Origin of the sequence: Pantoea sp. EKM103V (genome assembly GCF_011800365.1) — a bacterium.
GTDB lineage: Bacteria > Pseudomonadota > Gammaproteobacteria > Enterobacterales > Enterobacteriaceae > Pantoea > Pantoea anthophila.
On sequence record NZ_JAALFQ010000001.1, the window covers coordinates 923,290 to 938,259 of the forward strand.

10 protein-coding genes and 1 other RNA gene are annotated in these 14,970 nt (G+C 56.0%); 6 read left to right on the forward strand and 5 right to left on the reverse strand.

The genetic code is table 11. The features are described 5' to 3' along the window. Positions 1–264: 264 nt before the first annotated feature. Together HFD97_RS04500 and HFD97_RS04505 are read left to right on the forward strand one after the other, a co-directional pair. Positions 265–1,011, forward strand: a complete 747-nt coding sequence (locus HFD97_RS04500) for an EAL domain-containing protein (protein WP_167430903.1) — start codon at positions 265–267, stop codon at positions 1,009–1,011. An 85-nt stretch (positions 1,012–1,096) separates the two neighbouring features. Further along, a complete protein-coding gene (locus HFD97_RS04505; protein ID WP_167431221.1) occupies positions 1,097–2,548 on the forward strand; it encodes a YdiU family protein in 1,452 nt (483 codons plus the stop codon). Positions 2,549–2,555: 7 nt separating this feature from the next. Here the strand turns inward: HFD97_RS04505 and HFD97_RS04510 are convergent, their stop codons facing one another. Further along, complete coding sequence (locus HFD97_RS04510; protein ID WP_046101726.1) at positions 2,556–3,602, reverse strand: 3-deoxy-7-phosphoheptulonate synthase; 1,047 nt, start codon at positions 3,600–3,602, stop codon at positions 2,556–2,558. A 153-nt stretch (positions 3,603–3,755) separates the two neighbouring features. Next, positions 3,756–4,583, reverse strand: a complete 828-nt coding sequence (locus HFD97_RS04515) for a pyruvate, water dikinase regulatory protein (RefSeq protein ID WP_009090518.1) — start codon at positions 4,581–4,583, stop codon at positions 3,756–3,758. 430 nt (positions 4,584–5,013) lie between these two features. Here HFD97_RS04515 and ppsA point away from each other — a divergent pair, with 430 nt between their 5' ends. Beyond that, positions 5,014–7,398 carry a phosphoenolpyruvate synthase gene (gene ppsA, locus HFD97_RS04520; protein WP_167430902.1) on the forward strand — a complete coding sequence of 795 codons (2,385 nt, stop codon included), beginning with the start codon at positions 5,014–5,016 and terminating at the stop codon, positions 7,396–7,398. Between the two features lie 79 nt (positions 7,399–7,477). Here the strand turns inward: ppsA and rprA are convergent. Together rprA and ydiK are read right to left on the reverse strand one after the other, a co-directional pair. Further along, an RNA gene (gene rprA / locus HFD97_RS04525) (antisense sRNA RprA) lies at positions 7,478–7,585 on the reverse strand. A gap of 292 nt (positions 7,586–7,877) precedes the next feature. Continuing rightward, positions 7,878–8,996 carry an AI-2E family transporter gene (gene ydiK, locus HFD97_RS04530; protein WP_369974595.1) on the reverse strand — a complete coding sequence of 373 codons (1,119 nt, stop codon included), beginning with the start codon at positions 8,994–8,996 and terminating at the stop codon, positions 7,878–7,880. 204 nt (positions 8,997–9,200) lie between these two features. Between ydiK and HFD97_RS04535 the strand changes: the two genes are divergently transcribed. Continuing rightward, on the forward strand, positions 9,201–12,254 hold the full coding sequence (locus tag HFD97_RS04535) for an FAD-binding and (Fe-S)-binding domain-containing protein (RefSeq protein WP_167430901.1): 3,054 nt from the start codon (positions 9,201–9,203) through the stop codon (positions 12,252–12,254). 33 nt (positions 12,255–12,287) lie between these two features. Here HFD97_RS04535 and HFD97_RS04540 read toward each other — a convergent pair whose 3' ends face one another. After that, positions 12,288–12,692 carry a hypothetical protein gene (locus HFD97_RS04540; RefSeq protein ID WP_009090506.1) on the reverse strand — a complete coding sequence of 135 codons (405 nt, stop codon included), beginning with the start codon at positions 12,690–12,692 and terminating at the stop codon, positions 12,288–12,290. Between the two features lie 388 nt (positions 12,693–13,080). Here HFD97_RS04540 and sufA point away from each other — a divergent pair, with 388 nt between their 5' ends. Both sufA and sufB read left to right on the forward strand, forming a co-directional pair. Next, the gene (gene sufA, locus HFD97_RS04545; protein ID WP_009090504.1) at positions 13,081–13,455 is read left to right on the forward strand and encodes a Fe-S cluster assembly scaffold SufA; all 375 of its coding nucleotides are present in this window, start codon (positions 13,081–13,083) and stop codon (positions 13,453–13,455) included. A gap of 7 nt (positions 13,456–13,462) precedes the next feature. Continuing rightward, on the forward strand, positions 13,463–14,956 hold the full coding sequence (gene sufB / locus HFD97_RS04550; RefSeq protein ID WP_046101730.1) for a Fe-S cluster assembly protein SufB: 1,494 nt from the start codon (positions 13,463–13,465) through the stop codon (positions 14,954–14,956). The last annotated feature ends 14 nt before the right edge of the window (positions 14,957–14,970 follow it).

The window sequence follows — 14,970 nt, forward strand, 5'->3', positions numbered from 1 at the left end:
ATTTAAAATAGAGAAAAAACAGCCGTTAAAAGTTTTATTTTAAATGACAGTTTTTGAGCGGGGATTTTATTAGGCATAATAAATGCTGGTTTAATTCCGCTAATAAGCGCAGTTTTGTCGTCACTATTTGGCTTAAGCGTCATCGCAGGCTGGCAAACGGTGGTGGAAGGGCAAAGAAGGTCGTCTCTTCAATGATTTGGCGCTATTGCCTGAGCCTGACCATTACTATACGATATCAACATCGCCGCATATTCTGGCATTAAAATGAAAATTCATCTCTCGGCCGACTATCAGTCGGAAATCTGGTTTTATCCTGTCTGTGATGCTGACGGACGGCTGGCTGCTGTTGAGCTGGTTACGCAGTTTGTGCATGAAAGTGCGCCGATCACGCTGCCTCAGGATCTGCTGCTGCCGCAGCTCGATGAGTCGCAGCAGTTACGCCTGCTGCAAAGTCAGATTAGCCTGCTGGAGCAGAACCGTGCGTTATTCGAGTCGCACGACGTCTCCGCATTGATCCGTATTGATGAAGGAATGGCCCGGACGCTTCTGGCCAGCGAATTAGTGATGCGCAAAATAAAGCAGCTGCCCTTCATTCTGCTGAATATCACTGAAACGTTTCCGCAGCTGAAGCTCGGAAAAAATAATCCGCTGCTGGCGAGCCTGCATGATGAGTTTAATTTAGCGCTTTCCCATTTTGGGGCTGGCAAAACACCCTCGAATGCGGTCTACGATAATTTATTCAGCTGGATCTGTCTGGATAAAGAGTTTATTCACTCCCTGGCAAAGCGCGCGTCGTTTGTGCCGTTCATGCAGAGCATTATCGATAATTTCCGCACCCATTGTGACCGGCTGATTATTTGCGGCATCGACGATGATCGGCTGCTGGATAAAGTGAGCCAGCTCAGTGGGGTCGATTTTCAGGGCGCACTGTTCCCGGTGGTCAAATCTGACGCGTTGCGTTCCCTGAACCGCGCCGACAGTCGCCGACCCTCTTCTCAGCATCCTGGCTGATGGAACCTGTTTAATCCCCGATATCAGCGTTACACTGAAGGTTTTGGCAAACCGACGTCTCGCTGAGCATCGCATGGGAGAAACAATGTCCTCAGGCAAGCTATCATTTGACAATACCTGGTTCCGGGTGCTTACCGGATGCTATACCGCGCTTAACCCAACGCCGCTGGCAGGCGGACGCCTGCTCTATCATAACGCCCCGCTGGCCGCCTCAATGGGACTGGATAGCGCACTCTTCGCCGGTAACGGGCATGACGTCTGGCACGGCGCGGCACTGCTGCCCGGCATGCAGCCACTGGCCCAGGTGTACAGTGGCCATCAGTTTGGCGTCTGGGCCGGTCAGCTGGGCGACGGGCGCGGCATCCTGCTGGGAGAACAGCGCACAGAGGATGGCCAGAAACTTGACTGGCACCTTAAGGGCGCGGGCCTGACCCCGTATTCCCGTATGGGGGATGGGCGGGCGGTGATCCGTTCCAGCGTTCGCGAGTTTTTGGCCTCTGAAGCATTGCACCATCTGGGGATCCCCACCACGCGCGCCCTGACCCTGTCGATTGGCGATGAGCCGGTTTACCGCGAAACGGCGGAGCGCGGTGCAATGCTGATGCGCATTTCACCCAGCCATCTGCGCTTTGGTCATTTCGAGCATTTCTTTTACAGCCAGCAGCAGGAGAAAGTGCAGCAGCTGGCCGACTACGCCATCCGTCATCACTGGCCGCATCTGGTGGAGGAGGCGGATCGCTATCAGCGCTGGTTTACCGACGTTGTGGTGCGCACTGCCCGGCTGATTGCGCTGTGGCAGAGCGTGGGCTTCGCGCATGGCGTGATGAACACGGACAACATGTCGATTCTGGGTCTGACCATCGACTACGGCCCCTATGGTTTTCTGGATGATTATCAGCCTGACTTCATCTGCAACCACAGCGACTATCAGGGGCGTTACAGTTTTGAAAATCAGCCAATGATTGGCATGTGGAACCTCAACCGCCTGGCCCATGCGCTGTCAGGGCTGCTGACGACTGAACAACTGCGCACGGCACTCAGCGCCTATGAACCTGAACTGATGCGGGTATGGGGAGAGCGGATGCGGGCTAAACTCGGTTTACTGACCCAGCAGAGCAGCGACAATCAGATCCTGACCGACCTGCTGGCGCTGATGACGCAGGAGCACAGCGATTACACCCTGACGTTCCGGCAACTGAGTGAGACGCAACAGGCGGAAAGCCGTTCACCGCTGCGGGATGAGTTCATTGATCGTGAGGCCTTTGACCGCTGGTATCAGCGCTACCGCAGCCGCCTGATGGATGAACAGGTCAGCGATGCGGAGCGTCAGGCGGTGATGAAGGCGGCAAACCCGGCGGTGATCCTCAGAAATTACCTGGCACAGCAGGCGATTGAAGAGGCTGAGCGAGGAGAGCAGGGGGCGCTGGCGCGTCTGCACCAGGCGCTGCAGCAACCCTTTAGTGATGAAACAGCCGCCGACTATCGTCAGCGGCCACCAGACTGGGGTAAAACGCTTGAGGTGAGCTGCTCCAGCTGACAGAGACTCAGAGGCGGTGAGAAACCGCCTCGGCCAGCAGGGCGAGAACAGCTTCGCTATCCTCCCAGCCGAGGCAGGGATCGGTAATCGACTGGCCGTAAACCAGGGGCTCACCACTCACCACCTTCTGATTGCCCTCCTGCAGGAAACTTTCAATCATAACGCCCGCCACGGCACGCGATCCTGCTTTGATCTGCTCCGCGACATCTGCGGCCACATCCTTCTGACGACGGTGCTGCTTCAGGCAGTTGCCGTGACTGAAATCGATGACCAGCTGCTCTGGCAGATTAAAGGCTGACAGGCTCTCAGCCGCCGCCGCGACGTCACTGGCATGATAGTTGGGCTGTTTACCCCCACGCAGAATCACATGACCATGCGGATTGCCGCTGGTCTGATAAATGGTCATCTGGCCCAGCTTATCCGGCGAGAGGAACATATGGCTGGCGCGCGCGGCACGAATCGCATCCACGGCAATCTGGACGTTGCCATCGGTGCCGTTTTTAAAGCCGACCGGGCAGGAGAGGGCGGAGGCCATTTCGCGGTGGATCTGGCTTTCAGTGGTGCGAGCGCCAATCGCGCCCCAGCTGATCAGGTCGGCAATAAACTGGCCGATCACCATATCCAGAAATTCGGTGGCGGTAGGCAGGCCCAGGGCGTTGATGTCGATCAGCAGCTTGCGGGCAATAGAGATGCCACGGTTCACATCATAACGACCATCCAGATCCGGATCGGAAATTAATCCTTTCCAGCCCACTACGGTGCGCGGCTTTTCAAAGTAAGCGCGCATAACAATCTCCAGTCGGTCGGCATAGCGACTGCGAAGCGCATTCAGGCGCTCAGCATACTCCAGCGCCGCTCGGGGATCGTGCAGCGAGCAGGGGCCGATCACCACCAGCAGGCGGGGATCTTCACCGGTCAGAATTCGGGCAATACGTTTGCGGGCTGCGGTGACATTATCGGCAATCGCCGCAGAGACAGGGTGCTCAGCCGCCAGGCTGGCAGGCGTAATCAGATTACCAATGCGCGCGGTACGCAGTTCGTCAGTTTTATTCATGAGTTTCTCGAAAACGGTTCTTCGCAGCGGTGAAATACCGGGAAGTGATGGTGGTCACAATAAACCATCAGGGTGCGAATTCAACCCGGAATTTGATAATGAAATCAGAACCGACGGCAGCAACGCTTTACATCGTCTGCCCGCTCCCGCTTCCTAGTACATGCGGCGTGTCAGACCCATGATGTCGAGAATTTTTGTGGCTATCTCCTCCACCGAGTAGTTGGTGCTGTTCAGATAACGGATCTGGTGGGTGCGGAACAGGGCCTCCACTTCGCCCACTTCCAGCCGGCACTGGCGCATTGAGGCGTAACGGGTATTTTCCGCCCGCTCCTGGCGGATGGCCGCCAGCCGTTCCGGATCGATGGTCAGCCCGAACAGTTTGTTCTGATGCGCGCGCAGGGCGGGCGGCAGCTTAAGGTTGTCCATGTCGTCAGCAATGAATGGGTAGTTGGCAGCACGGATACCAAACTGCATTGCCAGATAGAGGCTGGTGGGCGTCTTGCCGCAGCGTGAGACGCCGACGAGGATCACCTGCGCATCCTCCAGCCCGCGCAGTGAGATGCCGTCATCATGGGCCAGGGCGTAATCGATGGCCGCGATGCGGGCATCATATTTCCCTAGGTTACTGGCATCCAGACCGTGGGTGCGGTGAGCCACTGGCGCAGGCGCTAAACCCAGCTCCTGCTGCAGCGGGGCGACCAGCGCCTGTACGATGTCCTGACAGAAGCCCTCGCTCTGCACGATGATGTCGCGCACTTCCGGTGTGACTATTGAGAAAAAGACCAGCGGCCGGACGCCGCTCTGCTGATACAGCGCGTTGATCTGAGCTTTAACCGCCAGCGCCCGCTGGACGTTTTCAACAAACGGCAGCGTCAGGCTGGTGATATTGACCGGGAACTGCGACAACACCGCATGGCCCAGCACTTCAGCCGTGATGGCGGTACCATCGGAAATATAGAAAACGCTTCTGTCAGTTGTCATAACCGCTTCTGTCCTGAACAAGAGTGAGTTATCAGCATGCGTCATGCGGCGAAAAAAATCATGCCGGATGTTCATTTCTGGAATCGCTATCCGGGTTATTTATCCGGAGATTCAAGGCACTGGCTACAAAGCGAACGTGGGGATTTTGCTGTTTTAACCGTCTGAGGGGCGGTTTTCTGGCAGCGTCTGCGCGGGTTTGTTGCGCAACAAAAAACAGCACTCTGATAAGGGAAAATTTAACTTACGTTAAAATATCAATGAGTTAGGTAAAAATGGCGATTTTGCGCAACGGCAAAATAAAACGCTCACAATTCCGAAACTGCTTCTGAAATTCTGCTTTAACGATTCAACAGATCGTGATTGCTTAAGTGATATGCCAGGCTGAGGACAGATGACTCCCTGTCCCCATTCATTAAAAAGGATACGCTTAATGGCCAGTAATGACGCACAGCCACTTGTGCTCTGGTATAACCAGCTAGGCATGCATGATGTTGAACGGGTGGGCGGCAAAAATGCCTCTCTGGGTGAAATGATCACGAATCTCTCGTCGCTGGGTGTCTCCGTGCCCAACGGATTTGCGACGACCTCATACGCCTTTAACCTCTTCCTGGATCAAAGCGGGCTGAACCAGCGTATCTATGCGCTGCTGGATGAAACCGACATTGATGATGTCGAAGCGCTGGCCAAAGCGGGTAAACAGATTCGTCAGTGGGTGGTTGAGACCCCCTTCCTGCCGGAACTGGAATCCGCCATTCTGGACGCCTACGAGCAGCTTTCTGCCGATGATCATGACGCCTCGTTTGCCGTCCGCTCCTCGGCAACCGCAGAGGATATGCCCGATGCCTCCTTTGCCGGTCAGCAGGAGACCTTTCTGAATGTGCAGGGTATTGACGCCGTCATGGTGGCGGTGAAGCACGTCTTCGCCTCGCTGTTTAACGACCGTGCCATCTCCTACCGCGTCCACCAGGGCTACGATCATCGCGGTGTGGCGCTCTCCGCCGGCATTCAGCGCATGGTACGCTCGGATCTGGCCGCGTCTGGCGTGATGTTTACCATTGATACCGAATCCGGCTTTGATCAGGTGGTGTTTATCACGGCTGCACTGGGGCTGGGTGAAATGGTGGTGCAGGGTGCGGTTAACCCGGATGAGTTCTATGTCCACAAACCGACCCTGGCAGCCGATCGTCCCGCTATCGTGCGCCGCAACATGGGGTCGAAAAAGGTTCGCATGGTCTACGCCGACTCTCAGGCCCACGGTGAGCAGGTGCGGATTGAAGATGTGCCGGAGGCCGAACGCGATCGTTTCTGCCTGAACGATGAAGAGGTGCAGGCGCTGGCGAAGCAGGCCGTGCTGATCGAACAGCACTATCAGCGCCCGATGGATATTGAGTGGGCCAAAGATGGTCACACCGGCAAACTGTTTATCGTTCAGGCTCGTCCTGAAACCGTGCGTTCAAACGGTCAGGTGATGGAGCGCTACACCCTGCAGGCGCAGGGCAGCGTGGTAGTGGAAGGCCGTGCTATCGGTCATCGTATCGGCGCCGGTACGGTGAAGGTCATCCACGATATCAGCGAAATGAACCGGATTGAGAAAGGGGATGTGCTGGTGACCGACATGACCGACCCGGACTGGGAACCGATCATGAAGAAGGCATCCGCCATCGTCACTAACCGGGGCGGACGGACCTGCCATGCGGCGATCATCGCGCGTGAGCTGGGCATTCCGGCCGTAGTGGGCTGTGGTGACGCCACCGAGCGGCTGAAAGAGGGGCACAACGTTACCGTCTCCTGCGCCGAAGGCGATACCGGCTATGTCTATGATGACCTGCTGGACTTCGATATCACCAGCTCTCAGGTTGACTCACTGCCTGAACTGCCGCTGAAAATCATGATGAACGTGGGCAATCCCGACCGTGCCTTCGATTTTGCCTGTCTGCCGAATGAAGGTGTCGGCCTGGCGCGGCTGGAGTTCATCATCAACCGCATGATTGGCGTGCATCCGAAAGCGCTGCTGGAGTTCGACCAGCAGACCCCGGAACTGCAGCAGCAGATTCGTAAAATGACCAAAGGATTTGATAATCCGGTGGAGTTCTACATCGCCCGCCTGACCGAGGGAATTGCTACCCTTGGCGCGGCATTCGCACCGAAACGCGTAATTGTCCGACTTTCCGACTTTAAAACTAACGAATATGCCAACCTTGTGGGCGGCGAACGCTATGAGCCGGAAGAGGAAAACCCGATGCTCGGTTTCCGGGGCGCAGGTCGCTATGTGGCCGATAGCTTCCGGGACTGCTTTGCGCTGGAGTGTGAAGCGGTAAAACGTGTCCGCAATGAGATGGGCCTGACCAACGTTGAAATCATGGTTCCGTTCGTGCGCACGGTGGACCAGGCGCAGGCGGTGGTGGAGGAGCTGGCGCGTCAGGGGCTGAAGCGCGGTGAGAACGGGCTGAAGATCATCATGATGTGCGAGATCCCATCGAATGCCCTGCTGGCGGAGCAGTTCCTGGCGCACTTTGATGGCTTCTCTATCGGCTCTAACGACATGACGCAGCTGACGCTGGGACTGGATCGTGACTCAGGCGTGGTTTCTGCGCTGTTTGATGAGCGAAACGAGGCGGTGAAGGCACTGCTGTCGATGGCGATCAGGGCCGCGAAAAAGCAGGGGAAATATGTGGGCATCTGCGGTCAGGGACCGTCCGATCACCAGGATTTCGCCGCTTGGCTGATGGAAGAGGGCATTGACAGTCTGTCGCTCAACCCGGACACCGTCGTGGAAACCTGGGTGAGTCTGGCGCAGTTAAAGAAAACGGCCTGACGGCCTTACCGCTGCTGTTGTCAAACCTTCAGGCCCGCATTGCGGGCCTTTTTCTTTTTATTGCTGGTCAGATTCAGGCAAAAAAAAAAGCCCATCACAGGGGATGGGCAAAGACTACACACAGCAATTCTTTACTCTACTCAGGGGAATAAGGTTGTCTGGAAATCAGTAAGTTGATTTCGAACATAGGAAACATGTTATTCATATGGCTGGCTGGCGTCTTTAAGAATCCTCTTATTAGTTTAAAGCCGATAATCTTTTGCCCTCTAAACTCCCCCATTTGGCTTAAGAAACAGTGCAGAAAATAATCTTTTTTAGCCGAAAAAGGTCTGTTTTGGGCCGGGAATGGCTTTTTTCTTAAAAATCGCTAATGGAAAGGGAAATTTATCCGATCGGCAGGGGGGGGTGCGGTTAATCATCATTAACCGCACTAATCAATCGTTAAACAGGCCGTCGGGAGAACCTGTTACCGTTCCGTATCACACAGCGGGCGGGGTGCCATCGTGATCGGCAAGGGCTTCCGCCACCGCCTGCGGATCGTTATCCGGGGCCGGCGCTTCATGCACCCAGACGGAAACGAGACGATAAGAGACCGCCAGCACCACCGGTCCGATAAAAAGACCAATCATGCCAAACGCAAACAGACCACCAATAACACCAGAGAGGATCAGGATCATCGGCAGATCGGCACCCATACGAATTAACATCGGACGTAGGACGTTGTCCATCGTGCCCACCACACAACTCCAGACCAGCAGCACGGTTCCCCAGGTGGTGTCGCCGCTCCAGTAGAGATAGATGATGGCCGGAACCAGCACCAGCAGCGGGCCGAGCTGGACCAGACAGCAGAGGATCATCAGCACCGTTAAGAGCGTGGCGTAGGGAATACCGGAGATAGCCAGACCGATACCGCCGAGCACGCCCTGTACCAGCGCCGTGACTACCACGCCCAGCGCCACGGCACGAATGGATTGCGCCGCCAGAAGCACGGCGGCATCCCCACGGCGTCCGGCCATACGAAAGGCAAAGTGGCGAATGCCCTGAGCGGCCTGCTCACCGCGCCAGTAAAGCAGCACGCTGAAAAGTAACATCACGCCCAGATGGATCATAAAGCGCCCGAAATGACCGGCCTGAGCGACAAAAAAGCCGGTGGTACGCCCGATATAGGGCTGTATCTTGGCCATGATCCCGGCCCCGCCGCTCGCCACCAGGGTGTCATAACTGACATAAAGCTTTTTGCCGACCATTGGGATCTCTTTGAGCCACACCAGCTTCGGCATCGTGTGCCCCTGCGTGACCCACGCAATGACCGGTGCGCTGTTATCAATCAGGCTGCTGACCAGCAGGGCGATAGGGATGATAAACAGCAGCAAAAGCAGCAGGGTCATCACGATCACAGCCAGCGAACGGCGTCCCCACAGCAGTCGCTGAAATTTCAGCATCAGCGGCCAGGTAGCAATCACCACCATGCTGGCCCAGGCGAAGCCCAGAATAAACGGCTGCACCACCCACAGGCAGGCGACAATCAGCAGCAGAATGAACATCAGGGTAAAGAGAATCTGCGGTAAATCCATATCCCGGTACTGGCTTTTCATCATTGACTCATAACCTCGTCTTAATCCTTCATTTTCCGGCATAGCGATGCCGGTTTTCATCATGATCTATTTACTGAGGATTAAACAGCGTTACAGAGAAAGGTTTTGGCTTTTCTGAAAAAACGGCAGACGCAGAAAAAATATGTTAAAACGGGAAATCGCTAACGCATAAACGCAAACGTTTACAACACCTTCGGTCAGACAATCATGATCCCACAGATTTCGCAGGCACCGGGCCTCGTTCAACTGGTGCTGACGTTCCTTGAGTCGCTGAAAGAGCAGGGTTTTACCGGCGACATGGCCACCAGCTATGCCGATCGTCTCTCACTCTCTACCGATAACAGCATCTATCAGTTGCTGCCTGACGCGGCGCTGTTTCCGCGCTCCACCGCGGATGTGGCGCTGCTCGCCCGCGTGGCGGGAGAGGCCCGCTTTGCCAGCCTGGTGTTTACACCGCGCGGCGGCGGCACCGGTACAAACGGGCAGTCGCTGAATCAGGGGATTGTGGTCGACATGTCGCGCTATATGAACCGCATTCTGGAGATCAATACGGAAGAGCGGTGGGTGCGGGTGGAAGCGGGCGTGATCAAAGATCAGCTCAATGCCTGGCTGAAGCCTTTCGGCTTTTTCTTCTCCCCGGAGTTGTCCACCAGTAACCGGGCGACGCTGGGCGGTATGATCAACACCGATGCTTCGGGGCAGGGATCGCTGGTGTATGGCAAGACCTCGGATCATGTGCTGGGCCTGCGCGCCGTGCTGCTGGGCGGCGATATCCTGGATACGCGGCCGATGGCCACCGCGCTGGCGGAAACGCTGGCGCAGACGGCAACCCCCGAAGGGCGGCTCTATCAGCAGGTTCTGACCCGCTGCCGTGAACACCGTGCGCTGATTCTGGAAAAGTTTCCAAAGCTGAATCGGTTCCTGACCGGTTATGACCTGCGCCATGTCTTCAGCGATGACATGCAGACCTTTGACATGACGCGGTTGCTCTGTGGCGCGGAAGGGACGCTGGCGTTTGTCACCGAAGCCCGGCTTGATATCACACCGCTGCCAAAAGTGCGGCGGCTGGTAAACATCAAATATGACTCCTTTGACTCTGCGCTGCGCAATGCACCCTTTATGGTGGAAGCCCAGGCGCTGTCGGTTGAAACCGTGGACTCTAAGGTGCTCAATCTGGCCCGTGAAGATATCGTCTGGCACTCGGTGCGTGAACTGATCGCCGATGTGCCCGATAAAGAGATGCAGGGGCTGAACATCGTTGAGTTCGCCGGTGACAACGCCGCACTGATCGACCAGCAGATTGAACGGCTCAGCGCCCGCCTCGATGCGCTGATGGCGCAGCAGCAGGGCGGTGTGATTGGCTATCAGTTCTGTAATGACCTGGAGGGCATCGAACGCATCTATAACATGCGTAAAAAGGCCGTCGGACTGCTGGGCAACGCCAAAGGGCGGGCAAAACCGATCCCCTTTGTGGAAGACACGGCCGTGCCGCCAGAGAAGCTGGCGGATTACATTGTCGAGTTTCGCGCGCTGCTCGACAGCCACGGTCTGAGTTACGGCATGTTCGGACACGTTGATGCGGGCGTGCTGCACGTCCGTCCGGCGCTGGATATGTGCGATCCGCAGCAGGAGATGATGATGAAACAGATCTCCGACGAGGTGGTGGCACTGACCGCGCGCTACGGTGGCCTGCTGTGGGGAGAGCATGGTAAAGGGTTCCGCGCCCAGTACAGTCCGGCCTTCTTTGGCGAAACGCTGTTTAACGAACTGCGCCGCATCAAAGCGGCCTTCGATCCGCTTAACCGTCTTAATCCGGGCAAGATCTGTACCCCCTTCAACCGTCATGACGAGATGATGCAGGTTGATGCGGTCAAGCGTGGCACCTGGGATCGGCAGATTCCGTTAACGGTGCGGGATGAGTGGCGCGGCGCGATGGAGTGTAATGGCAACGGGTTATGTTTTAACTTCGATGCCCGCAGCCCGATGTGTCCGTCCATGAAGATCACCCGCAACCGTATTCACTCGCCCAAGGGACGGGCGAGCCTGACGCGGGAGTGGCTGCGGCTGCTGGCCGGGCAGGGCGTCGATCCGCTGATGCTGGAGAAGCAGCTGCCGGAAAACCGTCTGTCGCTGCGCGCCCTGATCGCCCGTACCCGCAACAGCTGGCACGCCAGCAAAGGGGAGTATGACTTCTCGCATGAGGTCAAAGAGGCGATGTCAGGCTGTCTGGCCTGCAAAGCCTGCTCCACCCAGTGTCCGATCAAAATCGACGTGCCTGCGTTCCGCTCACGTTTCCTGCAGCTTTACCACACCCGCTATCTGCGCCCGGCGAGCGATCATCTGGTGGCAGCGGTTGAGAGCTATACGCCGCTGATGGCGAAGGCACCCAAAGTGTTTAACTTCTTCCTGCGCCAGCCGTGGCTGAAAGAGCTGAGCAAAACGCATATCGGCATGGTCGACCTGCCTCTGCTCTCTGCGCCCAATCTGAAGCAGCAGCTCAGCGGACATCCGGCGATGAACATGACGCTGGAGCAGCTGGAAGCGCTGACCGCCGCGGAGCGTGAGCATTGTGTGCTGGTGGTTCAGGACCCCTTTACCAGCTTCTATGAGGCGCAGCTGGTCAGTGACTTCATCCGGCTGATTGAGAAGCTGGGCTATCGTCCGGTTCTGCTGCCATTCTCACCCAATGGTAAAGCGCAGCACGTTAAGGGCTTCCTGCAGCGCTTTGCCCGAACCGCAGCCCGGACGGCCGACTTCCTCAACCGGGTGGCAAAACTGGGCCTGCCGATGGTCGGGGTCGACCCGGCCACCGTGCTCTGCTATCGCGATGAGTATCGTCAGACGCTGGGCGACGCACGTGGCGACTTTGCTGTGTTGCTGGTGCATGAATGGCTGCAGCGGGCGCTGGCAGAGCGTGACGTACAGGCCACGGGCGGCGAGTCATGGTATCTGTTTGCGCACTGTACCGAGGTAACTGCGCTGCCCTCAGCCCCCGGTCAGTGGCAGGATATCTTTGCCCGGTTTGGTGCGAAACTGGAGAACATCAACGTTGGCTGCTGCGGCATGGCCGGAACTTACGGCCATGAGAGCAAAAACCTGGAGAACTCGCTGGGGATCTATGCGCTCTCATGGCATCCGCAGCTTCAGCGGCTGCCGCGTCAGCGCTGTCTGGCGACCGGCTACTCCTGCCGCAGTCAGGTCAAACGGGTGGAAGGCAACGGCATGCGTCATCCGCTTCAGGCTTTGTTAGCATTAATGTAAAAAAATTGTGCGCGACGTCACGGCATGGCTGGATTAGAATATCCAGCCTGCGTGACGTACGAAGTCGCTTTGCAGCGCGGAGGCTTTGTTCCACTCGCCGACGAGAGCCAGTTGATGGCAGAGGCGGGTCAGGGAGAGGCGCGCCAGCTGGTAAGCCTGAATACGGAACAGGCGGTCGCGTTCGCTGTTTCCCATCTCCTGAACCAGGCGATGATGCAGTTTTCCCATCGCATGCAGGTAACTCTGGTCGTCACCATTCAACTGGCAGATCTCTGCCATATCCTGACAGGCATCGTTGAACTGACGCAGCTGATGTATCGTGCAGTCGGCCCGATCAAGCTTTGCCTGCGCCATGTAAAAGTCGACGGTGATATCGCGGATGCTGAACTGGTATTCATCGATTTTGTGCTGGAGCCAGGCTGAGACAGAGAGCGTCATGAAACCATCCTGAATGTGAATGATAATAATTATCATATTCAACTGTTCAGGGATTGCAATGTGCGGGCAGAAAAATTTAACGATTTATCCTGCCTGTCGGTATAATCGGAAATAACAATCTGTTTACATCGCAGAAAGGCGTAACCTATCAATAAGCCTTTTTATCAAAAAGGGTTATTTTAAAATGAGTGATTTATTAATAGGTTATCATTGGCTTATTAAGGCTGACGTTCTCACCACACAGTGAGCTGAAGAGGCTATGCTTAATTATTAAGCAAATAAAACAGCACAAGATGATTATCCCTGCAAAACAAGAGGTTGAAGTGATCGGTGAGATCACTACCATAGGGGGATAGCCTGAAAAGGTCCGGACTCAAGAGGTATCAATATGGCATCCGTTAATACAGACTCTTTTTCTCCTGACGATTTCGTCTGGAAAGGGCTGACGCTGACTGAAACCGCAGCGCAACAAATTCTCAATCTGGCGGCGCAGGACCCTGATGTCAAGGGTCTGCGACTCAGCGTGAAACAATCCGGCTGCGCCGGGTTCGGCTACGTTATGGATTTGGTGAAAGAGCCTGTCGAAGACGATCTGCAGTTTTCATTCTACGGCGCAACGCTGTTTGTGCCGCTTCAGGCGATGCCATTCGTTGATGGCACCGAGCTGGACTATGTTCGCGAAGGCCTGAATCAGATTTTTAAATTCAATAACCCTAAAGCTCAGCACGCCTGCGGGTGTGGTGAGAGCTTTGGCGTCGAGTAAGTGAAATATGTCACGACACAGCGAAACATCTGACGATGTACAAATCTGGGAAGGCAAGCTCAACTACAAAGAGGGCTTCTTTACCCAACTGCAAACCGAAGAATTTGCCAACGGCATCAACGAAGATGTCGTGCGCGCGATTTCGGCCAAGCGTAACGAGCCAGAGTGGATGCTGGAGTTTCGTCTTAAAGCGTTTCATGCCTGGCTTGAAATGGAAGAGCCTCACTGGCTGAAAGCGCACTACGAGAAGCTCGACTATCAGGATTACAGCTACTACTCCGCGCCCTCATGCGGCAGCTGTGACGATAGCTGCGCGTCGGAGCCGGGTGCCACTCAGGCCTCAGGCAGCGCGCCTGCCAGTGAATATCTGACGCAGGAAGTGGAAAACGCCTTTAATCAGCTGGGGGTGCCAGTTCGCGAAGGCCGCGAAGTGGCGGTTGACGCGATTTTCGACTCCGTTTCAGTCGCCACTACCTATCGCGGCAAGCTGGCGGAGCAGGGCATCATCTTCTGCTCTTTTGGCGAAGCGATTCAGGAACACCCTGAGCTGGTGAAGCAGTATCTGGGCACCGTCGTGCCGGCAAATGACAACTTCTTTGCCGCGCTGAACTCTGCGGTCGCCTCAGACGGCACCTTTGTCTATATCCCGAAAGGGGTGCGCTGCCCGATGGAGCTGTCGACCTATTTCCGCATCAACGCTGCGAAAACCGGTCAGTTCGAGCGCACCATCCTGATTGCGGACGAAGACAGCTATGTCAGCTACATCGAAGGCTGTTCAGCCCCGGTGCGTGACAGCTATCAGCTGCATGCGGCCGTGGTGGAAGTGATCATCCACAAAAACGCCGAAGTGAAATACTCCACGGTTCAGAACTGGTTCCCTGGCGGGGAAGGCGAGGGCGGTATCCTCAACTTCGTGACCAAGCGTGCGCTGTGTGAAGGTGACCATAGCAAGATGTCTTGGACACAGTCGGAAACCGGCTCTGCAATCACCTGGAAATACCCGAGCTGCATTCTGCGCGGGGACTACTCGGTGGGTGAGTTCTACTCCGTGGCGCTGACCAGCGGTCGTCAGCAGGCCGATACCGGCACCAAGATGATCCACATTGGTAAAAACACCAAATCGACCATCATCTCTAAAGGGATTTCGGCCGGTAAAAGTCAGAACACCTATCGCGGTCTGGTGAAAATCATGCCAACCGCCACCAACGCGCGTAACTTTACGCAGTGTGACTCGATGCTGATCGGCCCGGATTGCGGCGCCCATACCTTCCCGTATGTGGAGACCCGCAATAACACCGCTCAGCTGGAGCACGAAGCCACGACATCACGCATCGGCGAAGATCAGATGTTCTACTGTCTGCAACGCGGTATCAGCGAAGAAGACGCCATCTCGATGATCGTGAACGGCTTCTGTAAAGACGTATTCTCCGAGCTGCCACTGGAATTTGCCGTGGAAGCCCAGAAATTGTTAGCCATCAGCCTTGAGCACAGTGTGGGCTGATGCCGTCACACGCC

What these genes read in the sequence shown, in the direction of transcription:
- HFD97_RS04500 (WP_167430903.1), top strand. Translation starts at nt 265, where the DNA reads ATGAAAATTCATCTCTCGGCCGACTATCAGTCGGAAATCTGGTTTTAT.
- HFD97_RS04505 (WP_167431221.1), top strand. Translation starts at nt 1,097, where the DNA reads ATGTCCTCAGGCAAGCTATCATTTGACAATACCTGGTTCCGGGTGCTT.
- HFD97_RS04510 (WP_046101726.1), bottom strand. Translation starts at nt 3,602, where the DNA reads ATGAATAAAACTGACGAACTGCGTACCGCGCGCATTGGTAATCTGATT.
- HFD97_RS04515 (WP_009090518.1), bottom strand. Translation starts at nt 4,583, where the DNA reads ATGACAACTGACAGAAGCGTTTTCTATATTTCCGATGGTACCGCCATC.
- ppsA (WP_167430902.1), top strand. Translation starts at nt 5,014, where the DNA reads ATGGCCAGTAATGACGCACAGCCACTTGTGCTCTGGTATAACCAGCTA.
- ydiK (WP_369974595.1), bottom strand. Translation starts at nt 8,996, where the DNA reads ATGATGAAAAGCCAGTACCGGGATATGGATTTACCGCAGATTCTCTTT.
- HFD97_RS04535 (WP_167430901.1), top strand. Translation starts at nt 9,201, where the DNA reads ATGATCCCACAGATTTCGCAGGCACCGGGCCTCGTTCAACTGGTGCTG.
- HFD97_RS04540 (WP_009090506.1), bottom strand. Translation starts at nt 12,692, where the DNA reads ATGACGCTCTCTGTCTCAGCCTGGCTCCAGCACAAAATCGATGAATAC.
- sufA (WP_009090504.1), top strand. Translation starts at nt 13,081, where the DNA reads ATGGCATCCGTTAATACAGACTCTTTTTCTCCTGACGATTTCGTCTGG.
- sufB (WP_046101730.1), top strand. Translation starts at nt 13,463, where the DNA reads ATGTCACGACACAGCGAAACATCTGACGATGTACAAATCTGGGAAGGC.